Consider the following 21,911-nt stretch of genomic DNA (forward strand, 5'->3'; position numbering starts at 1 on the left):
CTCGGGCGGATCACCTTCGGCCTCCGGCGGGGTTCGGAGGATGGCCACGATTTTTCGGTGTGGGAACCTCGTCTGCCGTACCCGGCTTTCGCTCCCCCTTTTGGGCGCGAATACTCACGACCCAGCCTGGCCGGGTGGCCGTGGTTACCTTCAGAACCACAACGAAAAAGACAAAACACCCCACCCGCCATCTGGACAATCGATCACCGGGAACTGACCGGGGCGACACGCCGGAAATGCCCCCGCCCAGTTCCCGTTGATCACACGTCCAGGTCTTCGAAGGTTCTTGTCTCTTCTCGTCCTGGCGTCTTTTGTCTTGTTTGTTCTTGTTTTGGTTCTTCTTTTCTTGTCTTTTCGTCGTTGTGGTTCTGAAGGTTCCCACGGCCAGCCGACCAGGCTGGGACGTGAGAGTGCGGCTCCCAACTGGGGGACCTAAAGCCGGGTACGGCAGGCGAGGTAACCACTCCGAAAAATCGTGGCATTCTTCCGAACCCCGCTGGGGCGGAGGGTAATCCGCCCGAGTCTGCTACGAAGGCCCCGTGACCATTCCAGATCGGCGCGAAGCAGAAACCTCGAACGCCGCCATATCCACCTGCCGCCGCACATTCGAAATCCCGGTGACCACACAGGTCCCGACCGGCCCGATACGGTCATACATGACAGCAGTGCCCACCGAGATACCCTCCGCCGACATCTGATCGCGCGCAAGCAATCCCACTTCATGCCCCTCGGGCAACCGCGAAAGCGTCACTGTCACATCACTATTGATGTATCCGACCCCTTCCGTCCCCCAATTGCACACCAGATTCGTGGCGTCCCCGATGAACGCGGCCCGCTGAAAAGCCGTAATCCGCTCGCCCTCGACCAGCGCGGGCAGGTTGTGCCACACACTTCCGCTCACTGTTCTGCCCCGACCCGAACTTCGCGCTCCACTCGAATTCCCCACTCTTGAACAGCGGCGGATCACCCTCGGGCGTATTCAGCCCCGGCTCCGGCAGCGGATAATCCCGCTCCGCCTGCCAGACCTGCCCCGAAGGTTGTTCCCCCACAGCCAAATACATCACGCTGGCCCGCGCCCGCACCTCATCCTGCTGCACGATCGAAGCATCGATCACCCGCACCCGTTTCCCATCGCGCACCACCTCACTGCCCACCGAGATCGGCTCATTGAGCACCGGCCGGAACAGATCAGCGGTGAACCGGGCGGGCACGAACCCGACTCCGGGCGACCGCGTCTCCATCTCCCGGGCGAGCAACCCACACACTCCCGTCCCCGCCAACTGCCCCGAACTCCAGGCACTCACCGCCAATTGCGTGGCGCTGAACCGTCCGTCCGACTCCGTGAAGAATGCGACCATTTCCCCTCCTGCTGCCAAGATCTCCCTGCATTACAGCAGCAGAAAGATCAGCGGGCTACTTTGGTAGCCATGGGCGAATTGGGGGCGTTCGACGATTTGCGGCCGCTGTTGTTCACGATCGCGTACGAGATCCTGGGCAGTGCGGCCGACACGGAAGATGTCCTGCAGGACAGCTATCTTCGCTGGCGCGACGCGGATGCGGTGGAGCATCCGAAGGCGTATCTGACGCAGATCGTCACCCGTCAGGCGCTCAATCGGCTGCGCACGGTGCGGCGGCGGCGCGAAGAGTATGTGGGTAATTGGCTGCCCGAGCCGATTCGTACCGAACACGATGCCAGCCATGACATTCTGCTCGCCGAATCGGTCTCGATGGCCATGCTGCTCGTTCTCGAAACCCTCGGTCCGACCGAACGCGCCGTCTTCGTACTCTCCGAGGTATTCGGGCATTCACTCGTCGAGATCGCCGACATGATCGGCAAAACCGATGCGACCGTCCGCCAGATCGCGCATCGTGCGCGCGAACATGTACAGGCCAGGCGCAAACGATTCGAACCCGATACCGACACCAGTCGTGCGGTGATCGCCCAATTCGCGGTGGCCACCCGCACCGGCGACGTGCGGACCCTGATGGAGGTGCTGGCCCCGGACGTGGTTCAGATCTCCGACGGCGGCGGCAAGGTCACCGTGGCCGGTCGCCCCATCCTCGGCCCGGAGCGGGTGGCGAAGTACCTGATCGCTTTGGCGCGAGGGCCGATGGCGGACATGACCTTCGAGCTCGGCAGCTTCAACGCGCTCCCCGCGCTGCTGTGCCGCACCACGGCCGGGCAGCTCGACTCGATCATGCTGGTCGAGGTTTCCGGCGGTCTCATCACCGGCCTGTACGCCGTCCGCAATCCCGACAAACTACGCACAACGAATGTGGTGCACACACTCCGGCGTGACGCAGACCACAGTTGATCTCATGTCACGGTCCCGGACCGGGCGGTGTCCTGGACGTATGGAAACCATCACCGTAGAGCGCACCATCGCCGCACCCATCGGCCAGGTATTCGACTGGTGCGCAACAACAACCAACTACGAACGCTCCCGCTGGGTCCTGCGCGACCGGCTCGCCGAGCCCGGCCGCGACGCACCCTGGGGCGAGGGCGCGATCCGTGTACACACCTGGTTCATCGGCCACTTCCACGAACGCATCACCCGTTACGACGCCCCGCACTCCTTCGGCTACGTGGTCGACCGCAGCTTCCCGCTGGCGCGCCACGAGGGCGGCACCATGACCTTCACCGAAGTTCCCGAGGGCACCAGGGTCACCTGGGTGACCACCACCGAAATGGCTGTCCCGTTCGCCGCGGCAACAGCCACCCGCCTGATCGCGCGCCCCCTGGTCTCGCACGTCTTCGGCCGCATCCTGCGAGCCTGCGCCGACGACCTCAGCTCTCGATCACCTCGGCCAACTTCGGCATGAGATTCCGCCACCCGCGTTCCATCGCATTGCGCGCCATCTTCTGCCGCTTGTCCTCGATATCGAACCCGGTCTGCGTCAACAACAATCGCGTCCCCCGCCCTTGCGGCTGAATGGTCCAATCCACCACCCACCGCACCGGACTCTCCGGCCGCAGATAAACCCAACTGAACGTCAACTGTTCCCCCGGCCGAGCCACCAGCACCTCGGCCGCGACCTCGGAAGGCGGCTCGGTAGGAAACACCAAAATGAACCGTACCCCCACCTCGGCCTCGAACCCGACAGTCCGGGCGAGCCACCGCTCCATAACCTCCGGCCGAGTCAACGCCCCCCAAACCACCTCCGGCGGCCGCGCGAAGAACCTCCCGATCTCCACCGCCGCCGGATTCAACTCCGCATCATCCATCCTCAACACCCCTCGCTGTTTCCCACCATCCCACCACCATGCCACGACAATCGAAAGGTAGCAGTCCGGCACTCCGCGCTCCCGTAATCCATCGCCCGGAATTGTCATCGGCATGAGATACCTTGCTGCCCATGAGTTCTGGGCAGAATCCGCCGCGCCCCGCCGCAAGATTTCTCTCCGCGATGCTGTGTGCGGTGGTTCGGGCGAGCTGCTCGAGCGGCGAGGACTCGGGCGCATCGGCCACGGGGGATACCGGGGGATTGCGTGAACCCTGCACGATCGGCGATGCGGGGCCAACTGCGGCAGGCGCGCGACCGGAGACGAAAACGCCTCGCGGCGAGGTGTACTGGCACTCCTGCACTTGGGTGCTGGGCGGTGGATATCTCCTGCGGATTCAGGCGACCGACCGCGGTTGCCGCACCCCGCGCCGGTAGCGCCGTCAACCGTGGCGCGTAATCGAAAACGGCCATCTGAACTGAAGATGTTTCATATGCTCTGACCCGGCGGGGCGGGGGACACCGCGTCTGCCTGGGCGAACTGATAGGACAATTTCATGAAGCGAACCATTCTCGTCGGCGCTGCCGCCTGCGCTCTCCTCGGCGCGGCCACCGGAACCGCTGCAGCACAAGGCATCCCACTAACCGCCTCGGAAGTAGACATCACCCCCGGCTCAGCCTCCGACCTGGGCAATGCCGTCGGCGCAGGCTCGGTAAACGCAGGCAGCTCCGCCGCCGCCCTCGGCAGCGCCTTCAGCGGCGGCTACTGGGAAGGCGTCTTCAGCAGCCTCTCCGCTCACTGATCGTCCAATCCTGGGGCAGGCCATGAACTTTCACGGCCTGCCCACCGCCGCCTTCAATTCGCGACCACGCTGTTCTGCAGGGCTCCGGATACCCGGGGGAGACGGCCGCGGCGCTCAGCGCGACAGCATGTGGATCTTGTGGACCTCGAGGGCGTAGACGCGGTGGGTGACGGGATCGACCGCTACTTCTGCCAATACGCCGACATCGTCGCCGGAGCTGAAGATGACCGGCGCATTGACAGCACCGGTTTCGGTATCGACTACCCGCACCGATCCGGTGCCGGCCTCGGGATCGGTCTTGGTCTGGTAGGTTTCCTCGAGCGTGTAGGCGCTGTGATCGGTGGAATCGACCGCGACCGCCCACACCGAAGGGGCCAGCGGCACGGTGCTGCGGACGGTGCCAGTGGTGGTGTCGATGATCTTCAGAATCCGCAATTCATCGACGGAGCTGGAGTTTCCGTCACCGACCGCGTACAGCGTGTGGGTTTCGGAGTCGACGTCCAGGCCACGGATGCGATCGCCGAACGGGATGGTGGCGGTCACCGCCATCGTGGCAGGGTCGATCACATGGATCGGCGCGGGAGCCTCGAATCCCACATACACGGTATTTGTGGCGGGGTCGACGACGATATCGCGGGCGAACCTGTCGACCGGTACCTCGCCGATTGCCGCGCTCGACAAGGTATCGATGATTCCGATCGTGTCATGCTGCGGCTGCAGCCCGTGTCCGCCGACGTAAAGCCGATGTGCCGCAACGTCGATCGCAACCCGCCACAGCCCGCGCGCGAACGGAATAGTCTCCCGGACGACTTCGGCATCGGTGTCGACCACGCTGACTCGACTGTTCCCGCCGCCGATTTCACTATTGGCCACGTACAGCCTTCGCGTCGTGGGGTCGAACGCGATGCCGTGCGCGTTCGGCCCGACCGGAATAACAGCGGTCACCGTCCCGGAAGCGATATCGAGAATCCGAACATTGTCATCCCAGCAAGCCAGATACGCGGTGTCGGCATACACGGTGAACGTGTCGGCGCTGCATTCGAGCGGAATACTCTTACGCACAGTGAGCGCGTGCGGAGAATCATTGCGGTGCACCAACACCCATGCCCCGACCGCCACCACAAGCACGACAGCCACAACCGCCGCGACGATCCCAACCGCACGCCTGCCACCCAGCCGCCGACCCATAAGCTGAAAAGCCGCCTCCGGGAACAACTCACGCGGAAGCGCCACCCCATGCGATCCCCGAACCCGAAGAAACACCGACCCGCCGACAGCGAAAAGATCCCGAATATCGTTGTACGCGACCACGTTTGTCCCGGTCGCCAACCCGAGCTCCAGCGAATCCCGCTGAAACCGAACCGATATCGTCGACCCCGCCGCGGCATACGCCATCACACGACCATCACGCCGCATCATCCGCACGCCGGTGACGAGCACCCCAATCACGACCGTGACAGCCAACAGCCCGAAATACACCACGATCAAGTCGAGAAACCACAAATCCGCACGACCCGCGGCAGAAACAACCTCGACAATCCGCCGCCCCATCAGAATCAGCGGAATCGCCGCAATGAACCCCAGCCCCGCCGGCGACCGCCACCGCGCCACCGCCGTAGCCCGGCTCAACCGCAAAACCGTATCCCGGTCGGCCACAACACTTGTCACCAACATCCCCGACGATTCCCCAACCGGCTGCGGTGCATACTGCGATTGATTCATGACCCCCCGTATCCCTCCGTCGAAGCGACGATATCCACGGCTGGCCAAGGAATCCAATCCACCGGTGCGCTCTCACATCATCTTTGAGACGCTCAACCAGAATGGCCTGCTCGAAAGTCCGGGTGAAGGTTAGGCGGTTGGTTACGACCTCAACCTCAGTCACCAGCCGGATAGCCGTGCAGGGTGTACTTCAGCTCAACGGACGACTTGTCGAGCGGCCGGTCGAAGTCCCTGTACTTGTCCCACATGCGTTCGTGCTGTTGGCATACGTGCTCGTATCCACCGCGCTTGTTGCGCCGACGGTAGGGACAGTTGGGGATCTGGCACATGACGACGGGCAGCTTATGCGGCTCGGGATATGGGACTGGGGCCATGCCGAGATCGTACGGTTGGCCGGGTAGAGCGTAGGGCGATTCGTGCTCGATGCTTGCTGAGCGGTTCGTCTGAGCCGTTCGCGTCTGCCAATCCCCAATCGAACCGCGCCCCGATATGAACCCGACCGGCTGATCAGTGTGTCAGAGATCGGCAGAAGGCCCGGTCGAAACCGGACCCGATCTGGTCGAAATATGGTGCGCGATACTGGGATTGAACCAGTGACCTCTTCCGTGTCAGGGAAGCGCTCTCCCGCTGAGCTAATCGCGCGTGTTCCCCCTTTGAGCGGATGACGAGATTCGAACTCGCGACCCTCACCTTGGCAAGGTGATGCGCTACCAGCTGCGCTACATCCGCTTGCTTGCCGGGGCTCGGGAGCCGATCGGCTTGCGGGACAGAACTTTAGGGACAAACCGGGTCGGAAAGCAAATCGCCTGTTCGGAGGGCATCCTGGTCACCCGCCGTACGAGAACCTCAGATCCGCGAACAGTAGGACGTTGAGGCGTTGGCGCAGATGCCCGGCCTTGCTGTCATCGGGGGCCTCGCCCGGGGTGAGCAAGGTGAATCGCAGCAGAGTCTCGCGGCTCGGCGTTGCGATCAATTCGAAGTGGATCTCGTCCTCGGGGCGGCTCGGCCAAAGCGAGGACCACACCACCGCACCGGGCTCCTCGGCGCGCAGCACCCGCGGTTCGATCTCATCGGGGAGCAGATTGAGCCACGGTCGCGCTCCGTGCCGCGAGGGTTGCGTCAGCGATTCCCACACCACCTCGGGTGGTGCCGGCAGTTTCCTTGCCCGCGAACCGATCTCGATCACAACCCGCAGCGTAGTGGTGGCCCGGACCAGGGAACAGGTCATTCTTCGGGCGGCCGGGGGATCCGCTCGCAGCGGGGCGCCGGGGGAGTCGCTGACCGTCACCGTCAGCGACTCGGGCGCGAACTTCGAGCCACCTTGCCCAGGCCGGAACCTCAGAGCGCCTGATTGATTCGTACGTGATTACCCGCCGGATCGCGGAAAGCGCAGTCCCGCACGCCATATGGCTGATCCATCGGCTCCTGCACGACCTCGGCGCCGGTCGCCTGGATCTTGTCGAACGTGCCGTTGATATCCGAGGTGGTCAGCACGATGGTGGCGTACGTGCCCTTGGCCATCATCTCGGTGATCACGCGCCGCTCGTCATCGGTGACACCCGGGTCCGCGCCCGGCGGGTGCAGCACTATGGACACGCCGGGCTGCCCGACCGGCCCGACGGTGATCCAGCGCATCGGGCCGTACTTGACGTCATTGCGAACCTCGAACCCGAGGGCGTCCCGGTAGAACGCCAGCGAAGCCTCCGGATCGTCATGCGGGAGGAATGTATTGAGAATCGATAGGTCCATGACGTGAACGCTATCCGCGAGTCCGCGCCGTGCGCTTCTTGATTCCTGACCGACCCACGTATTCGGCCAGATGTTCGCCGGTCAGCGTGGATTGCGCGGTCACGAGGTCTTCGGGCGTGCCTTCGAAGACGATCTTGCCGCCGTCATGACCCGCGCCCGGCCCGAGGTCGATGATCCAGTCGGCGTGCGCCATGACCGCCTGGTGATGCTCCACCACAATGACCGATTTGCCGGAATCCACCAGATGGTCGAGCAAACCGAGCAACTGCTCGACATCGGCCAGATGCAGCCCCGCCGTCGGCTCGTCCAGAACGTAGATGCCGCCCTTCTCACCCATATGCGTGGCCAGCTTCAGACGCTGACGCTCGCCGCCCGAGAGTGTAGTGAGTGGCTGCCCGATGGTCAGATAGCCGAGCCCGACAGCGGCCAGCTGTTGCAGAATCTTTTGCGCCGCAGGAAGTTTCGATTCACCGTCGCTGAAGAATGCCTCGGCCTCGGCCACCGGCATGGCCAGCACCTCGGCGATGTTCTTACCGCCCAAATGGTAATCGAGCACCGCCGCCTGGAATCGCTTACCGCCGCACTCCTCGCAAGTGGTGGCAACCCCGGCCATCACCGCCAGATCGGTGTAGATGACGCCATTGCCATTGCACACCGGACACGCGCCCTCCGAATTCGCGCTGAACAGTGCGGGTTTCACGCCATTGGCCTTGGCGAAGGCTTTGCGAATCGGCTCCAGCAGACCGGTGTACGTGGCGGGATTACTGCGCCGCGAACCGCGAATCGGAGCCTGATCGATCGACACCACATCGTCACTGCCGGGGATGGATCCGTGCACCAGCGAGCTCTTACCCGAGCCCGCGACACCGGTGACCACGGTCAGCACACCGAGCGGCACATCCACATTCACGTTCTGCAGGTTGTTCGTCTTGGCACCACGAATCTTCAACGCACCCTTGTGCTTTCGTGCGACAGCCTTGACCCTGGTGCGGTCGTCGAAATGCTTGCCGGTAATGGTGTCGCTCTTGCGCAATCCCTCCACGGTGCCCTCGAAACACACCGTGCCGCCGCCCGAGCCCGCCCCCGGGCCGAGGTCGACCACATGATCGGCGATAACGATGGTCTCCGGCTTGTGCTCGACCACGAGCACCGTATTCCCCTTGTCCCGCAGCCGAAGCAGCAGATCATTCATCCGCTGGATGTCATGCGGATGCAGACCCACGGTCGGCTCGTCGAACACATACGTGACATCGGTCAACGACGACCCGAGATGCCGAATCATCTTGACGCGCTGCGCTTCTCCACCCGACAGCGTCCCCGACGCACGATCCAGGCTCAGATATCCGAGCCCGATCTCCACGAACGAATCCAGCGTCTGCCCAAGCGATTCCAGCAACGGCCCCACCGTCGGCTCATCGAGCCCCTTGACCCACTCCGCGAGATCGCTGATCTGCATGGCGCACGCATCCGCGATGCCGACCTTCTTGATCTTCGAAGACCGCGCTTCCGAACTGAGCCGTGTCCCAAGGCATTCCGGGCACACATCGAACGTCACCGCCCGCTCCACGAATGCCCGGATATGCGGCTGCAACGCATCCACATCCTTGGACAGCATCGACTTCTGAATACGCGGGATCAAACCCTCATAGGTCAGATTGATGCCCTCGACCTTGATCTTGGTCGGCTCCTTGTACAGCAGATCGTTCAACTCACGCTTGGTGTACTTCTTGATCGGCTTATCCGGATCGAAATACCCACAGCCCGTGAAGATCCGGCCGAACCAGCCGTCCATGCTGTACCCGGGAATGGTGAGCGCGCACTCGTTCAACGATTTGTTCTCGTCATACAGCTGCGTCAGATCGATGTCATTGACCGCACCCCGGCCCTCACACCGCGGGCACATACCACCGGTAATACTGAAGGTCCGCTTCTCTCGAATCTGCCGCCCGGCCTTCTCCACCGTGACCGCACCCGCACCGCTCACCGACGCCACATTGAACGAAAACGCCTGCGGCGAACCGATATACGGCTTGCCGAGCCGGCTGAACAGAATCCGCAGCATCGCATTGGCATCGGTCGCCGTACCGACCGTCGAGCGCGGATCCGACCCCATCCGCTGCTGATCCACCAGAATCGCGGTGGTCAACCCCTCCAGCACATCCACCTCGGGCCGCGCCTGCGACGGCATGAACCCCTGCACGAAACTGCTGTACGTCTCATTGATCAAACGCTGCGACTCCGCGGCAATCGTGCCGAACACCAGCGAACTCTTACCCGAACCGGAAACTCCCGTAAAGACGGTCAGCCGCCGCTTGGGAATCGCGATGCTGACATCCTTGAGATTGTTCACCCGCGCGCCGTACACGCGGATCCACTCATGACTGTCCGCGGCATGCGCGGCAGGCTGTTTCGTCTTCGCGTGCGTGCTCATGGTCTCTCCATCTGCGTCGGGTCCACAGGGGCGCGGGGTGAACCGGTGCCCGGCTCAACCCTTACGGTCTGCTGCGTTCAGCCTATTTACTGATCCGAAGCCGACGCTTCTCGATTCCTGATCGGTCTGGTGACCTGCTTCGCCACGCACGCCGGAATGCCGACGGTCGCATCAGCCTCCTGCTTGCGATAGGTACTCGGCGGTACACCCACCAACTCGGTGAACCGCGTGCTGAACGTGCCCAGCGACGAGCAGCCCACCGCGAAACACACCTCGGTGACACTCATATCCCCGCGCCGCAGCAACGTCATGGCCCGCTCGATCCGGCGAGTCATCAGATACCCGTACGGCGCTTCGCCATAGGCGAGCTTGAACTGCCGGCTCAAATGCCCGGCCGACATGTGCGCGTCCTTGGCCAGCGCCATGACATCCAGCGGCTGTGCGTACTCCCGATCGATACGATCGCGCACCTTGCGCAACCGGGCCAAGTCACGCAGGTGATCGGATGTATTGGTCATTCCTAGAACATTGCCATGTCGAATTTGCCTTGCCTAGGGGACCGCGCCGGACGCTTGCCGCTCCCCACCTCGGCGAGAAAACCACCTGCACCGCGATCGACCGCAATAACGAGAAGTGGCTGATGACCGCCATCGTCGAAACCGTCGACGGCGACGCAACCACCTACGACACCACCTTCGACGACAAACTCGCCGACAACACCCAGGTACAGAACAGCATCGCCCGATACCTCAAATCCAAGACCGGCAGCGACGTGCGGGCCGTCGAGTGCACCGGCATCCAGAAGTTCGCAATCAACGCCACCCGCACCTGTACCGCCATCGAAACCAACGGCGCGCGCTGGGAAGTCGAGCACTACCTCACCAACCTCGATGGCAGCGCCTCGGTCACGCTGAAAGACACTCTGCTGTACGCGAAATCAGTCGAATCCACCGTGGCCGACCTGGCTCGCAACCTGTCCCAGCACTACGGCCTCGCGGCCAACGACCTCAACGGATTCCTCGCCAGCAAAGGCACCTGCGAAAACATGCTGCGCGGGACCCCCGGCGACTCCGTTCAATGCAAAGCCATCCTCGCCGACCACTCGACCACCGACGTCACCGTCCGCACCACCAAATCCGAAGACGGCAAAATCTACTTCGAACTCTTCCCGAACAACGCCCACGACCTCAGCATGAGCGGCTGGCAAATAGCCGACCCCAGCTGATCAGCTCGGCGTGCAGTCCAACTGGAAGGGATAACAGGGCCGCACCGGAGTGGTAGGCGCCGGTGCGGAGCCCGAAACCTGAACCGGCGCAACAGTGGACGCCGGCTGATGGTGGCCCTGCGTGACCGCAATGCCCGCGAGCAGTATCAGCGGAAGCAGCACCAGCGCACCCGCGATCAACAGCAACATCCAAAACCACGACACTTTGATCGGACCGCGCCTGGGCCGCCGAGCAGGTGGCCGAGGGTACTGACCATGCGGGCTGTTGCCGCGAACCGGAACCGTCATGCCGACAGTTCTATAACGAAATGCAGCCCAAGGCTCAACCTTCCGACCCTCGCTCGGCACAGCAAAAAGGCCCGGCGTAAGCCGGGCCTTCTTGCGAACCATGGTGCGCGATACTGGGATTGAACCAGTGACGTGGTGGCGCTGCCTATGGACCTTGATCAGCCTTCCCGCTGCGTACTTGGGGCCTCCTCGCCATCACAGTCTCCTCACAAGAGCTAGAACATGTTTCAGAACTGTGTCAGCTCGAGGCATTCTACGAGGGCCGGACAATGGCCTGAAGTCCCTAGAATCAGCTGACTTCGCCTGCTGGTCATCGGTTGGAACATGCTCGATAGTGACTGGAACAGGTTCTAGAAATAAGACAAATGGGTCCGTCTGTCACCAACCAGTCAGGAGCATCCGGCGAGATGACCCAGGAAATCATCGATCGTGTCGAGGCATTGCTGCCAATTCTGCGCGAGCGCAGAATGCAGACAGAAGATCTGCGGCGCGTCCCGGACGAATCCATCAAAGGTTTGCAGGAGACCGGCTTCTTCACGTTGCTCCAGCCGCGCCAGTTGGGCGGCCGGGCCGCGGACCCGGTCGTCTTCTACGACACCGTCCGCAAGATCGCGAGCGCGTGCGGCTCCACAGGCTGGGTCGCGGGCATCCTCGGAATCCACAACTGGCACTTGGCACTGTTCGATCAGCAAGCGCAGCAAGACGTGTGGGGCGAGGACGCTGACGCGCGGATCGCGTCCTCGTACGCACCGATGGGTGCGGGCAGCACCGTCGAGAGCGGCTACCTTCTGAGCGTCGAGTGGGCCTGGTCCTCCGGCTGCGATCACGCCGATTGGGTTGTCGTCGGCGGACCGGTGATCAAGGACGGTAAGCCGGTCGATTTCGGCTCGTTCCTCATCCCTCGCAGCGACTATCGCATCGATGATGTCTGGCACGTGGTCGGTTTGCGCGGCACCGGGCCAACACGATCGTCGCATTGCAAGCGTCTGTCCGCCACGCTCTGGTAAAGCAGTTCCAGATTGGGCGAACAGCGGGGAGACGGCTCGTCCATGAGGGTAATCTGGCACAGCATCAATCGCGATGGGTACGTAATTGTTCAATGAGTCCGTGGCGGGCCAGGATAAGGCCGCTGACCACGAGAACCCAGGCGGGGAATACCATCTCCACCCACTTGCTCATGTCACTGGCGATGAGTAGCGCCATGGCCAGCAAATAGCTGAGGATGGCGAGCCAACGGGGCATCAGCCTGGTCTTCAACCAAATCGTCGCGAGCGAGATCATGAACACGGCGGCCATGCGAAGCGCGTAGGTCTGGGTCGCCGAAACCAAGAAATGCGCGCCGAAGTTGATCACCTCGGCACGGGCGGCCAGGTCGGTAACTTCGGTATTGCTGTCCACCAAGCCTGCGGCGACCGCGGTAGCGACGAACATCATCGCCAGAAACAGCAGCCCGCTACCGAGGAATACGGATGAGAAGAACCGGTCTTCGTAGCGCCCGAATCCGTCGCGCACGACGCCGATGAACCACAGGAAGCTGATTCCAGCGAAGGGCATCAGCACCGTTGCCGTCCTGATCGCAGTGTGTTTGTTCTCCAGCCACTGAGTTGAATTTTGAAGGCCCACAGGCATTTCAAGGAAGATCAGGGTCAGCGTCGTACCGAACAACACCGTGAAGGCTATTCCGGCGAGTGCGGCGGCCCGCGGCGTCGACAAATGGTGCAGAGTCGGCGACCGCGTGGTGTTTTGCGGTGATGTTGACATGAGGTCATCGTGTCAAACCGGGGGCGTCCGGGGCCGGGATTCGGCATCCAAAATTATCTCGACATCCAGTACGTCAGTAGATAGCCGAATCTTTGCGGGAATGCTGGTGAGGTACGTACCATGCCTGATGTACCGCTTACTGCGACGATTAGGGTAGGTGACGCAATGCCAGCGACCGATCAAGGCTGGAGCAAACCGGCGGCGATGGCCATCCCGAGGGAGGGCTATTTCGAACTGGAACGTGGTCGGTACGGCCCGATTTATCCACGGACACCTGCCTGCTATGGGTTCTCGATCATCGCAAAGGTGAAACCCGGTCGGGAAGAGGCGATTCGCGCATACGGCAAGCAGATCGAAGATGCGGTAGCGGGCAGTCCAGATGTGCTGGCGCCACTGCGGCTGCATTATCTGCGGTGGGTGTTGTTCGACGTTGGCTCGGGACTGCATTTCCAGTATCAAGGCATTTTCGACACCGATTTCGACAAGTACACCGAGGACGCCGTCACGCTCTTCAGCCAGACCGGTATCACCACCGTTTTCACGAATCTCGAAGGGTTCCCGGAGGATTGGAAGGAAAACCCGGACGCGTTCGTCGAATTCGTTCGGGAACACCAGTTTTCGAGCTTCCTTGAATACGGCGAGTACCCTTACGCCACTGCCGACGAGATCAAAAAGGCATTGCGGCTCAAAGCGGCGTTCTCCGACATGCTCGATCAGATGCAGTAGATCGGCCGGGCCGATGATCGAACTCGAGGATATTCAGCACATCCTGCTGACCCGCACCCCGGCAATGACCGGCCGCTACGAGTTCCTGTCCTTCGACGATCCCGCCGGTGGCCGGGCCTGGTTGACCGAGCTGCTGGACCGGGTTCAGTCGGCTGCGGACGTGCGCGCCACGATGGACAGCTCCGAGCGCTGGATCACGCTGGCCTTCACTTGGCGCGGGCTGCGAGCGCTGGGCGTGTCGGAGGAAGCGCTTTCCACCTTCCCCGACGAGTTCCGTGAAGGCATGGCAGCCCGCGCCGACATCCTGGGCGATACGGGCGCCAATCACCCCGATAACTGGGTGGGCGGGCTGGCCGGTGATGACCTGCACGCGATCGCGATCCTGTTCGCCCGCACCGATGCCGAACACCAGCGGAGCACCGCCGAGCACCGCAAGCTGGTGGCCCGCTGCCCGGGCGTGCGCGTGTTGTCGTTCTTGGATCTGAACGCGACGCCGCCATTCGACTACGCCCACGACCATTTCGGGTTCCGAGACCGGTTATCCCAGCCGGTGATCGAGGGGTCCGGTGAAGAACCGACGCCGGGGTCGGGCGGACCGCTGAAACCCGGTGAATTCATCCTGGGTTATCCAGACGAGGAGGGACCACCTCACACATTGCCGCAGCCAGAGGTGTTGTCCCGCAACGGCACCTACATGGCCTACCGGCGACTGCAAGAGCACGTCGGTGCGTTTCGGAACTATCTGCGCGAGCACGCCGAAACCCCGGACGGGCAGGAGCTACTCGCCGCGAAACTCATGGGCCGCTGGCCGAGCGGCGCGCCCTTGGCGCTGGCCCCCGACCGCGATGATCCACAGCTGGGCGCAGATCCCATGCGGAACAATGACTTCAACTACAAACAGATGGACCCACACGGCTACGCGGTACCGCTCGGCTCGCACATTCGGCGACTCAACCCGCGCGATACCGCGCCAAATATGCACCGCCGCAGGATGATTCGCCGCGGCGCCACCTATGGGCCGGCGCTGCCCGACGACGCCCCCGATGACGGGGTGGATCGAGGCATTGCCGCGTTCATTATCTGTGCCAGCCTGATCCGCCAGTTCGAGTTCGCCCAGAACGTCTGGATCAACGACAAGACATTCCACGAACTCGGCAATGAACACGACCCCATCTGCGGCACCCAGGACGGCACCCTGGAGTTCACGATTCCCAAGCGGCCCATCCGTAAGGTGCTCGCGGGGCTACCAGCATTCACCACGCTTATGGGTGGCGCGTACTTCTTCCTGCCGGGTATCAGCGCACTGCGGTACCTGGCCACGCTCGACAGTTGAGAGGTGACAACATGAGCACCCTGCCGCGGGCACGCACCTACAACCAGGACCACATCCCGCGCAAGCACGACGGGCGGCGGCGGATGAGCATCTATTGGACGTGGAGTTATCCGTGGGAGGCCCAACGCGATCCCGCTGAAATGTACAACCGCTTCTCCACGATGACCGAGGTTCGCAATGTAGCGTGGCCGAGCTACGAGACCCTCGAGTACGACGCAGCGCACTTCCTGCAGGGTATCGCGGGCACATTGGAGCTGTTTCATCGCTCGACGCTGGCGTTTCAGCAACTGGCCGGTGCGGCCACCAGTCATCCCGTCGCCGTGTTCCAGCGCATCGACCAGGCCGGTTACACATTGCCGATCGACGAGCGGATCCTGGCGGACACCGACACGCTCATGGTGTTCGGGCTCGATCACATCCTCTCCGAGCAGGAGGCCGCGCCGGAAGAGTGCGCCGCAATCCGGGAGTGGCTGCGACGCGAAGGCACCTGCCTGCTGCTGGCGCCGCACCACGACGTCGGCTTTACCGACGACTTCGCGCAGCGACAAATCGAATACGAGCATCACGGCGACCCACTGGTACCCCGTCAGCAGCGATTCGGCCAGTACACGCGCTCGCTGATGAAGGCGCTCGATGTTCCCGTGTACAACAAGTGGGGCCTGCGCCCCGCAGTCGTCGACGGCACCAATGAGATCGCCCCACTGACCGGGTTCCGAGATCTGGACACGCCCCGGCTGCTGGACAACGTCACCACATTCAACTTCCACCCCCACCTGCCGCACTATGAGCTCACCGCGCCGGAGAGCGACTCGCTACGAGTCCTCGGTCGCCAGCGCGTCGACCTCGAACGGCCCCACCCGTTTACCGCCGCCGGCCGTACGGAGTTCAACGCGCTGATCTGGATGCCACCCACCGGCCCCCGTGCAGGCCACATCGTACTGATCGACTCCACCAACTTCACCACACTGTTCGGCGGCACCGAAAGCCTCGAGAACCTCTGGTACAACCTCGCCACCATGCGATGACGTCGATTTGAAGACGAAACTGATGTGGTCCCGGGCTGAACCTGTGGACCGGACCGGCTTTGGTCGACGAGAACCCCCGCGGAGAATGCCCCGCGGGGGTTCTGTCTTTGTGTGGAGTCAGAACGACTCCCGCCTTGGTTCCCTCAGCTCTGCAAACCGATACCGGTCCCGGTGGCTGCGCCGAGCTCGTAACCGACGGCTGCGCCCACGATGCCAACGGGAACGGCGGTTACTACGCCGCCGACTACAGCGCCTACCACAGCGCCGACGCCGGCCCCCGCGAGGGCGCCACCCATGGCTCCCATCGGCGCGCCCACTCCCAGGGTCGGAATGGCGAGGGCGACGCCACCGATGAAACTGCCGGCAATCGCACCAATCGCAGCCCCGATAACCGCTCCCGGCACGGCCCCGATCACCGCAGCTGGTACCGCCCCCACGGCCGCGCCGATGACGAGACCGGCGACGCCACCACCCACCGTCAGCCCGGTTACCCTGTCCGAGTAGCGGGTGTCGTCGAGGACCGGCTGCAGCCCGCCGTCGATGAAGGCATTGGTGGAGGCTGCGGCGTTTTTCGCCTTATCGAGCATGGTGTCAGGGACACTGTTCGGCACCGGGATACTGAACGCATCGACCCCCACGGGCTCGGGCGCGTACAGGTTCTGCCAGTTGATCGCCCGCAGGGTGACGCCGGGCTGCACCGGGCTGGTCCAGAGCTGCGCGAAGGGCGCGGGAGCCGGGACGCTGGGCCGCGCCGCGGCGTCGCCCGTGGCGCTGGCGCAGGTCACCGCGAGAGCTAATGGGATCGCGCCGACGATCGGCAGCAGGGCGCGTCGCGACGCGCTGGTCTTGGATTCTCCGTACCGACGAGTCATGTGACCGCCCTCTCGCTTGATTCGACTTGGAATAGCTCCCCTGGCCGCTGGTTATCGGATGTGCGTCAAGAATGATAGCTGTAAAGTAACTCTGTCATGTGTATTGGTGTGTTGCATCTCACATAAAATGCTGACAGGTTGCATCAAGCCGCAGCGGCAAGCGAACTACGTGGGGGGGCTGGTTTTAGTGGCGCCAAATGTTTGCTGCTTTGTTGCTATACGTGCAGGAGTTCGCCGGACGTCTCCCGGTCGCTGATATCCAGCTTGATGCAGGCCCGGTACAGGTGACCCACGACGGGGCGCACCGAGACCGTCAGCCGGTCGGCGATCTGACGGTTGGTGAGCCCGGCCGCGACCAAAGTGGCGATCTCTCGCTCCCGCGCGGTCAGTGGCAGCGGTTGAGCAGGGTGCCGCAGAGCGGGGGCGTCGGCCCAGAGTCGGCCCGATCCGGGTGAGCAGCGTCGTCAGCAGACTGCTGCATCGCTGATAGCGTTCGGCCAGGCCTGGGATCTGTTCGGCGAAGATCGACCGTTGATAGTCGGCGGTGGTATAGCGAAACCGTCTGTCTCGCAATCGGATCGATACCGCTCGCCCGGCCGCACGCCGGACAGTCCGCGGTCGGCGATGTGGAAACAGCAAGCCCAGCAACGTGTTTGCGATGCCATCGAGAACCACGACCCGGATCTATAGCGTCCCAACGAGATCGACACGCCCAAGATCATCGAAAATGCGCCAGAGCCACTTTCTCATGGCCACGGACAGTCGGGAGACCTGCGTTGCGGTCGCAGCGCGCAGGTAGGTGTAGACAGTGTCGCGGCTGATGCTCTTGTGCGGGATCCTGCCCGAGGAAGGGCTGGGCATTTGGAGAAGGCCCGCCGATCTTCTGCGGAGCTTGCGGCGGCACGTTCTGCGCGGATGGCTGATCGGCCCGTCAGGTCATAGGTAGGTCAGAACGTAAGACAGGCCCGGTGGATACCGGGCCTGACCTGGTCGAACGTTGGTGCGCGATACTGGGATTGAACCAGTGACCTCTTCCGTGTCAGGGAAGCGCTCTCCCGCTGAGCTAATCGCGCGAGATTACATTTTGCCTCTAAGAGGCGGCGACGGGAATCGAACCCGTGTGCACGGCTTTGCAGGCCGTTGCCTCACCACTCGGCCACACCGCCAACCAAGGCCGGGTTGGCCTTCGAGCGGATGACGGGATTCGAACCCGCGACCCTCACCTTGGCAAGGTGATGCGCTACCACTGCGCTACATCCGCACTCTGTCTCCCAGGGGCTTGAAGGCCGTCCGGCTGACGAGAGAGAACATTAGCCGACAGGCAGCGCTGGTAACAAATCGCCTGGTTAATGGGGGTAAATGTGAACTACAGGCCTGTAGTTCGAAACCCGTTGGTGAACGTTCAGCAGCGTGCGGCCCGGATTCCGTTCTCCCCCCGCGCCTCAATGCTCCCCGGGCGTGCACCTATGGTGGCTTCACGTGGCGTGTCGCCGCCCTGCCTGCACCCTCGCCGACTCCCGCGCACCCTCGCCCGGGAGTGCCCCGGCAGCCGCCACTCCCGCTCCCCGCCGATCGCCCCCGTCACACTCTGTTTTCACCGCGTTGTCCACGCGATTTGGTGTGTCACGGGTGGTGCGTGTTAATGTTCTTTCTCGTTCGGACCGGCACGAAAACGCCGGGTCAAACACCCGCACGGTCTCATAGCTCAGCGGGAGAGCACTCGCCTCACACGCGAGGGGTCGCTGGTTCGATCCCAGCTGGGACCACCATAAGGGGCTTATTCAAACCAGCGTTCGCTCGCTGGCTTGGGTGAGCCCCTTTCAGCTTCCTGCGAGATGAGCGACCTGTGCAGGCCCGACCGGCCTGATGGAGGTCCGCAAAGACGGAGCTCTTTTCGTCGGCCATCCGCAGCTCTATCGAGTCCTGGTGATCATCGACGTAGAAGCGCTCGAAGAAGGTCTCGTTGAGGAGGCGGCGTGCTTCAGGGCCGGCGTCGCGGTAGAGGGTGTACGGATCTGCGACGAGGTCGAGGGCATGCCGAAGGACGCTCGCACCGATAGCGAGTTTCTCCGAGGTGTTCGTCATTCCGGCTTCAAGCCGCTTGCGCTGGCTCTTCAGTTCGATCAGCTTCATGCGGATCTTCGCCTGTGGCATCGAGCCGTCGGCGAGTAGATCGATCAGACGGTTCTCTTTCTTGTCGAGGTCCTTCAGTTGGCGGTTGAGGCTCGCGTGCGTGTCACGGATGGTGGACTGTTCGTCGGAGACGATCTCTTCCAAGAGTTTTCGGCTCTCGGTAGCGAAATCGGACGGGAGTTGGAGCGTGCGATAGTGCTCGACCACTGCCTCCTCGACCCATTCGACAGGCAGGCTCGGGAGGTCGCACAACCCCTCTTTGCTCCTGCTGCAGGTGAAGTACGGGTACTTGTTGCCGGTGCGATTTGTCGTCTGGTTGAAGACAAGCCGCGACGTGTGCCCCGCCCCGCGGCAGCGGATGCACGACAGAGAGCCCTTGAGATAGTGGTTGTGAATGCGGTCGCGATTTCCATTGGCGCTGCGGTGCCGAAGAATATCCTGAACGCGTTCGTAGAGCTCGTGGCTGATCAACGGCTCATGGCGTCCAGGGTAGATCTTGCCTTTCCACGGGACGTATCCGACGTAGTACGGATCGCGCAGCATGTTGTGGAGGGTGGACGCAGATACCGGCCTCGAAACCGGGTACCGGCCTGTAGGCGGGGAAGTCAGCCCGAGATCGGCCATCGCCGCCTCCAGTTCGTCGATCCCGTAATCGCCGGTCGCGTAGAGTTCCCACGCCTGCACGACCAGGGGCCCGCGCTCCTCGTCGATCTTGATGGTGTTCACCTGACGGCCTTCGAATGGGATTCGGGCATTGACGTAACCGATTTTCGCGCGCCCACAGGTACCGCCGTTCATCACCTTGTGCAGCATTTTGGTGCTGATGTCCTGGCCGGAAAGTTTGTTCTGGGTGTCGTTGAAGATGTCGGTGATGGCGGCCATCATGTCCGCGTAGATCCCGGTACCAAAGTCCTCTTTCGCCGAGATCAGTGTCACGCCTATGAGGTCGAGTTGGCGTTTGGTGACGGCGGCGTCGATGTAGTTGCGGAAAGCACGTGATCGCATGTAGACGATGACGTACTTGATCTGCGGATTGTCCTGCAGGTAGGCCAGCATCTTCTGGAACTCGACCCGCTTCTCGATGGACTGCGCGGAGACACCCGGCTCGACGAACTCCTGGACGATCCGGGCGGGCAACGTATCGGCTCGCTGCTCGACGATCTTCCGTTGTGTTGCAATCGAATTGCCGTCGGGATCAATGTCGATAGCCGTGTTCATCTGCTTTTTGTCCGAGACACGCAGATACGCGACTGCCTGTTCAAGGGCGCCCGTATCTTTCACTCTTCCTCCTCGGCGGTTGTGGAATCCTTCGCCAGCGCAATCACCGCCCGGCTGAGCCTGCGTAGATCCGGTGGGTCACGGCGGTCGCTGTCGACGACCAACTGGTGCTCATTCCGGTCGCCGATCGGTGTCTGACCGCGACTAGACATCTCGCGCTCGCTTGCCGAGCGCAAAGGTGTTGCTGCGACCTGGCTGTCGGCCGCGGTGCCATCCAAGATTCTTGTTCCTAGTGCGCATTGCAAGAGGAATTGATTCGCCAAAAGGTTGCTCATGGTAGAGATCTCGCAGATTGCCTGCGCTAGAACAACGAGCGAAGCGGACGTAGGCGACGGACGATCTGGGCTGTAGGACCACCAGGGCGGCGGCGGTCGACCCTCTGGGCGTCGGGAGGTGCTCGTATTCGTGAAACTTAATCTTTCGCCGCCGCTGACTGCGACGGTTGCGGGGCGTGCAAGGCATGAACGGCATGAGTTCATGCAACAGAACTGGCGTGCTGAGATGCCAGCCGTATACCGAACTGTGTTGATTCTATTGAAAACTCGCCGAGCGAAGAAGGCGTCAACGCAGAATCGCCGCGAGCGCGACGGTGATCACCAAGAGGACGATCGCGCCAATCAGGTATCGGGACGCCATCCGCAGCTTTCGATACCGGTACTGGTGGGTGTAGGAGGCTTTCCACAGCTCGAGGACCGCGCCGTGCAGTTGCTGTTCCGGTGAGAGGTCGGTGATCGATGCGCGGAAGTCCTCGAAGGTGGCCCAGCGGCCACCGTAGTAACCGTAGTGGTAGACCATCGAGGAATCGAAGTCCACATCATCACGCTTGGGTGTCCACCTCCGCGGCGTCACAAGCGCCATGGATGCCAGCACGACCGAAGCCGCAACGAATGCCAGCGTCCCTATCGTCGAGCAGACCATGACCGCACTCAGCCGCTGAACGCCTCGAATGGAGTTGGCCAGTGCGGTTCCCGCGACGACTAGGGCATTGGTACTGAGCACCGAAGCCGTTCGCGCGGATACGCTCGCACGATGTTGGTCTTCTCGAAGAATGTGCCAGTGCACTTCATCGATGGTGAGCCCGCGACGTCGACCACTCGAATTGCCCTGTGCCATCCCACAATCGTCAGCACTTAACGGAATCTGTCAAACCGGATGAGACAGGTCAGGCTGCCTGTTCTGTGTCGGCGTTCTCCTTCGGAGGCGGGTTGATCCAGGTCGTTTCGGGGAGCTCGGGCGGGGTCGGTGTGCCACGAAATCGGCCCGGGTTGGTGGCGTAGGCGGCGGCGAGGACCTGCGCGCGGCGGGCCCGGATCTCGGTGGCGGTGCCGTCGTGGACCGACGCC

21 protein-coding genes, 6 tRNA genes and 5 pseudogenes are annotated in these 21,911 nt (G+C 62.6%); 10 read left to right on the forward strand and 22 right to left on the reverse strand.

Features of this window, described 5'->3' with window-relative positions; translation table 11 throughout:
* Positions 1 to 526: 526 nt before the first annotated feature.
* Both GFY24_RS43550 and GFY24_RS44000 read right to left on the reverse strand, forming a co-directional pair.
* Positions 527 to 967: a hypothetical protein gene (locus GFY24_RS43550; RefSeq protein ID WP_375336168.1), complete on the reverse strand. Its 441-nt coding sequence runs from the start codon at positions 965 to 967 to the stop codon at positions 527 to 529.
* A gap of 148 nt (positions 968 to 1,115) precedes the next feature.
* Positions 1,116 to 1,358 (reverse strand): annotated as a pseudogene (locus tag GFY24_RS44000) (thioesterase family protein); the annotation flags it as partial.
* A gap of 69 nt (positions 1,359 to 1,427) precedes the next feature.
* Between GFY24_RS44000 and GFY24_RS39990 the strand changes: the two are divergent.
* Together GFY24_RS39990 and GFY24_RS39995 are read left to right on the forward strand one after the other, a co-directional pair.
* Entirely contained in the window at positions 1,428 to 2,315 is an 888-nt protein-coding gene (locus tag GFY24_RS39990) for an RNA polymerase sigma-70 factor (protein ID WP_153810330.1), read from the forward strand.
* Positions 2,316 to 2,355: 40 nt separating this feature from the next.
* Entirely contained in the window at positions 2,356 to 2,823 is a 468-nt protein-coding gene (locus GFY24_RS39995) for an SRPBCC family protein (protein WP_153810331.1), read from the forward strand.
* Here the strand turns inward: GFY24_RS39995 and GFY24_RS40000 are convergent.
* Positions 2,789 to 3,334, reverse strand: a complete 546-nt coding sequence (locus GFY24_RS40000) for an SRPBCC domain-containing protein (RefSeq protein ID WP_228567137.1) — start codon at positions 3,332 to 3,334, stop codon at positions 2,789 to 2,791. The genes GFY24_RS39995 and GFY24_RS40000 overlap by 35 nt on opposite strands.
* A gap of 445 nt (positions 3,335 to 3,779) precedes the next feature.
* Between GFY24_RS40000 and GFY24_RS40005 the strand changes: the two genes are divergently transcribed.
* Positions 3,780 to 4,025 (forward strand): hypothetical protein, encoded by a 246-nt coding sequence (locus GFY24_RS40005; RefSeq protein WP_153810332.1) that lies wholly within the window; start codon positions 3,780 to 3,782, stop codon positions 4,023 to 4,025.
* Positions 4,026 to 4,139: 114 nt separating this feature from the next.
* Here GFY24_RS40005 and GFY24_RS40010 read toward each other — a convergent pair whose 3' ends face one another.
* The 8 genes from GFY24_RS40010 to GFY24_RS40045 all read right to left on the reverse strand — a co-directional run bounded on the left by GFY24_RS40010 (position 4,140) and on the right by GFY24_RS40045 (position 10,445).
* Positions 4,140 to 5,693: a YncE family protein gene (locus GFY24_RS40010; protein WP_153810333.1), complete on the reverse strand. Its 1,554-nt coding sequence runs from the start codon at positions 5,691 to 5,693 to the stop codon at positions 4,140 to 4,142.
* A gap of 209 nt (positions 5,694 to 5,902) precedes the next feature.
* Positions 5,903 to 6,121, reverse strand: coding sequence for a hypothetical protein (locus GFY24_RS40015; protein ID WP_153810334.1), 219 nt, complete (start codon positions 6,119 to 6,121; stop codon positions 5,903 to 5,905).
* Between the two features lie 193 nt (positions 6,122 to 6,314).
* Positions 6,315 to 6,389 (reverse strand) — tRNA-Val (locus GFY24_RS40020).
* 14 nt (positions 6,390 to 6,403) lie between these two features.
* A tRNA-Gly gene (locus GFY24_RS40025) sits at positions 6,404 to 6,476 on the reverse strand.
* 97 nt (positions 6,477 to 6,573) lie between these two features.
* Positions 6,574 to 6,933, reverse strand: a complete 360-nt coding sequence (locus GFY24_RS40030; RefSeq protein WP_309231905.1) for a hypothetical protein — start codon at positions 6,931 to 6,933, stop codon at positions 6,574 to 6,576.
* A gap of 152 nt (positions 6,934 to 7,085) precedes the next feature.
* Positions 7,086 to 7,496 carry a VOC family protein gene (locus GFY24_RS40035; RefSeq protein ID WP_153810336.1) on the reverse strand — a complete coding sequence of 137 codons (411 nt, stop codon included), beginning with the start codon at positions 7,494 to 7,496 and terminating at the stop codon, positions 7,086 to 7,088.
* A gap of 10 nt (positions 7,497 to 7,506) precedes the next feature.
* A complete protein-coding gene (locus tag GFY24_RS40040; RefSeq protein ID WP_153810337.1) occupies positions 7,507 to 9,927 on the reverse strand; it encodes an excinuclease ABC subunit UvrA in 2,421 nt (806 codons plus the stop codon).
* A gap of 86 nt (positions 9,928 to 10,013) precedes the next feature.
* Positions 10,014 to 10,445, reverse strand: a complete 432-nt coding sequence (locus tag GFY24_RS40045; protein ID WP_153810338.1) for a helix-turn-helix transcriptional regulator — start codon at positions 10,443 to 10,445, stop codon at positions 10,014 to 10,016.
* Positions 10,446 to 10,567: 122 nt separating this feature from the next.
* Between GFY24_RS40045 and GFY24_RS40050 the strand changes: the two genes are divergently transcribed.
* Complete coding sequence (locus tag GFY24_RS40050) at positions 10,568 to 11,152, forward strand: DUF4333 domain-containing protein (RefSeq protein ID WP_194853213.1); 585 nt, start codon at positions 10,568 to 10,570, stop codon at positions 11,150 to 11,152.
* On the opposite strand, the gene GFY24_RS40055 is transcribed toward GFY24_RS40050, so the two are convergent.
* Complete coding sequence (locus GFY24_RS40055; protein ID WP_153810340.1) at positions 11,153 to 11,341, reverse strand: hypothetical protein; 189 nt, start codon at positions 11,339 to 11,341, stop codon at positions 11,153 to 11,155.
* Between the two features lie 506 nt (positions 11,342 to 11,847).
* On the opposite strand from GFY24_RS40055, the pseudogene GFY24_RS40060 reads away from it, so the two are divergent.
* Positions 11,848 to 12,399: pseudogene (locus tag GFY24_RS40060) on the forward strand (acyl-CoA dehydrogenase family protein); the annotation flags it as partial.
* A 112-nt stretch (positions 12,400 to 12,511) separates the two neighbouring features.
* Here the strand turns inward: GFY24_RS40060 and GFY24_RS40065 are convergent.
* The gene (locus tag GFY24_RS40065) at positions 12,512 to 13,201 is read right to left on the reverse strand and encodes a hypothetical protein (protein WP_153810341.1); all 690 of its coding nucleotides are present in this window, start codon (positions 13,199 to 13,201) and stop codon (positions 12,512 to 12,514) included.
* A gap of 165 nt (positions 13,202 to 13,366) precedes the next feature.
* Here GFY24_RS40065 and GFY24_RS40070 point away from each other — a divergent pair, with 165 nt between their 5' ends.
* The 3 genes from GFY24_RS40070 to GFY24_RS40080 are packed head-to-tail and all read left to right on the forward strand — an operon-like array spanning position 13,367 to position 16,285.
* Positions 13,367 to 13,927, forward strand: a complete 561-nt coding sequence (locus tag GFY24_RS40070; protein WP_153810342.1) for a hypothetical protein — start codon at positions 13,367 to 13,369, stop codon at positions 13,925 to 13,927.
* A 13-nt stretch (positions 13,928 to 13,940) separates the two neighbouring features.
* Positions 13,941 to 15,260, forward strand: coding sequence for a peroxidase (locus tag GFY24_RS40075; RefSeq protein ID WP_153810343.1), 1,320 nt, complete (start codon positions 13,941 to 13,943; stop codon positions 15,258 to 15,260).
* Between the two features lie 11 nt (positions 15,261 to 15,271).
* Positions 15,272 to 16,285 (forward strand): hypothetical protein, encoded by a 1,014-nt coding sequence (locus GFY24_RS40080; RefSeq protein ID WP_153810344.1) that lies wholly within the window; start codon positions 15,272 to 15,274, stop codon positions 16,283 to 16,285.
* Positions 16,286 to 16,428: 143 nt separating this feature from the next.
* Here GFY24_RS40080 and GFY24_RS40085 read toward each other — a convergent pair whose 3' ends face one another.
* The 5 genes and pseudogenes from GFY24_RS40085 to GFY24_RS40105 form a co-directional block, all read right to left on the reverse strand.
* Positions 16,429 to 17,157, reverse strand: a complete 729-nt coding sequence (locus GFY24_RS40085) for a hypothetical protein (protein WP_153810345.1) — start codon at positions 17,155 to 17,157, stop codon at positions 16,429 to 16,431.
* Between the two features lie 215 nt (positions 17,158 to 17,372).
* Positions 17,373 to 17,588 (reverse strand): annotated as a pseudogene (locus GFY24_RS40090) (helix-turn-helix transcriptional regulator); the annotation flags it as partial.
* A gap of 567 nt (positions 17,589 to 18,155) precedes the next feature.
* Positions 18,156 to 18,230, reverse strand: a tRNA-Val gene (locus GFY24_RS40095).
* A 22-nt stretch (positions 18,231 to 18,252) separates the two neighbouring features.
* Positions 18,253 to 18,323, reverse strand: a tRNA-Cys gene (locus GFY24_RS40100).
* A 23-nt stretch (positions 18,324 to 18,346) separates the two neighbouring features.
* Positions 18,347 to 18,418, reverse strand: a tRNA-Gly gene (locus GFY24_RS40105).
* 433 nt (positions 18,419 to 18,851) lie between these two features.
* Between GFY24_RS40105 and GFY24_RS40110 the strand changes: the two genes are divergently transcribed.
* Together GFY24_RS40110 and GFY24_RS42780 are read left to right on the forward strand one after the other, a co-directional pair.
* A tRNA-Val gene (locus tag GFY24_RS40110) sits at positions 18,852 to 18,926 on the forward strand.
* Positions 18,927 to 19,083: 157 nt separating this feature from the next.
* Positions 19,084 to 19,329 (forward strand): hypothetical protein, encoded by a 246-nt coding sequence (locus tag GFY24_RS42780; RefSeq protein WP_228567138.1) that lies wholly within the window; start codon positions 19,084 to 19,086, stop codon positions 19,327 to 19,329.
* A 210-nt stretch (positions 19,330 to 19,539) separates the two neighbouring features.
* Here GFY24_RS42780 and GFY24_RS44005 read toward each other — a convergent pair.
* The 4 genes and pseudogenes from GFY24_RS44005 to GFY24_RS41485 form a co-directional block, all read right to left on the reverse strand.
* A pseudogene (locus GFY24_RS44005) lies at positions 19,540 to 20,508 on the reverse strand (recombinase family protein); the annotation flags it as partial.
* A gap of 59 nt (positions 20,509 to 20,567) precedes the next feature.
* Complete coding sequence (locus GFY24_RS41480; RefSeq protein WP_194853214.1) at positions 20,568 to 20,786, reverse strand: hypothetical protein; 219 nt, start codon at positions 20,784 to 20,786, stop codon at positions 20,568 to 20,570.
* Positions 20,787 to 21,129: 343 nt separating this feature from the next.
* The gene (locus GFY24_RS40130; RefSeq protein WP_153810346.1) at positions 21,130 to 21,681 is read right to left on the reverse strand and encodes a hypothetical protein; all 552 of its coding nucleotides are present in this window, start codon (positions 21,679 to 21,681) and stop codon (positions 21,130 to 21,132) included.
* Between the two features lie 49 nt (positions 21,682 to 21,730).
* Positions 21,731 to 21,911, reverse strand: a pseudogene (locus tag GFY24_RS41485) (IS3 family transposase); the annotation flags it as partial.

The sequence above is a fragment of the Nocardia sp. SYP-A9097 genome (genome assembly GCF_009649815.1).
Taxonomy (GTDB): Bacteria; Actinomycetota; Actinomycetes; order Mycobacteriales; family Mycobacteriaceae; genus Nocardia.

Coding starts and splice junctions, on each gene's coding strand:
- GFY24_RS39990 (WP_153810330.1), top strand. CDS start 1,428: ATGGGCGAATTGGGGGCGTTCGACGATTTGCGGCCGCTGTTGTTCACG.
- GFY24_RS39995 (WP_153810331.1), top strand. CDS start 2,356: ATGGAAACCATCACCGTAGAGCGCACCATCGCCGCACCCATCGGCCAG.
- GFY24_RS40000 (WP_228567137.1), bottom strand. CDS start 3,334: ATGACAATTCCGGGCGATGGATTACGGGAGCGCGGAGTGCCGGACTGC.
- GFY24_RS40005 (WP_153810332.1), top strand. CDS start 3,780: ATGAAGCGAACCATTCTCGTCGGCGCTGCCGCCTGCGCTCTCCTCGGC.
- GFY24_RS40015 (WP_153810334.1), bottom strand. CDS start 6,121: ATGGCCCCAGTCCCATATCCCGAGCCGCATAAGCTGCCCGTCGTCATG.
- GFY24_RS40035 (WP_153810336.1), bottom strand. CDS start 7,496: ATGGACCTATCGATTCTCAATACATTCCTCCCGCATGACGATCCGGAG.
- GFY24_RS40040 (WP_153810337.1), bottom strand. CDS start 9,927: ATGAGCACGCACGCGAAGACGAAACAGCCTGCCGCGCATGCCGCGGAC.
- GFY24_RS40045 (WP_153810338.1), bottom strand. CDS start 10,445: ATGACCAATACATCCGATCACCTGCGTGACTTGGCCCGGTTGCGCAAG.
- GFY24_RS40050 (WP_194853213.1), top strand. CDS start 10,568: ATGACCGCCATCGTCGAAACCGTCGACGGCGACGCAACCACCTACGAC.
- GFY24_RS40055 (WP_153810340.1), bottom strand. CDS start 11,341: ATGTTGCTGTTGATCGCGGGTGCGCTGGTGCTGCTTCCGCTGATACTG.
- GFY24_RS40065 (WP_153810341.1), bottom strand. CDS start 13,201: ATGTCAACATCACCGCAAAACACCACGCGGTCGCCGACTCTGCACCAT.
- GFY24_RS40070 (WP_153810342.1), top strand. CDS start 13,367: ATGCCAGCGACCGATCAAGGCTGGAGCAAACCGGCGGCGATGGCCATC.
- GFY24_RS40075 (WP_153810343.1), top strand. CDS start 13,941: ATGATCGAACTCGAGGATATTCAGCACATCCTGCTGACCCGCACCCCG.
- GFY24_RS40080 (WP_153810344.1), top strand. CDS start 15,272: ATGAGCACCCTGCCGCGGGCACGCACCTACAACCAGGACCACATCCCG.
- GFY24_RS40085 (WP_153810345.1), bottom strand. CDS start 17,157: ATGACTCGTCGGTACGGAGAATCCAAGACCAGCGCGTCGCGACGCGCC.
- GFY24_RS40130 (WP_153810346.1), bottom strand. CDS start 21,681: ATGGCACAGGGCAATTCGAGTGGTCGACGTCGCGGGCTCACCATCGAT.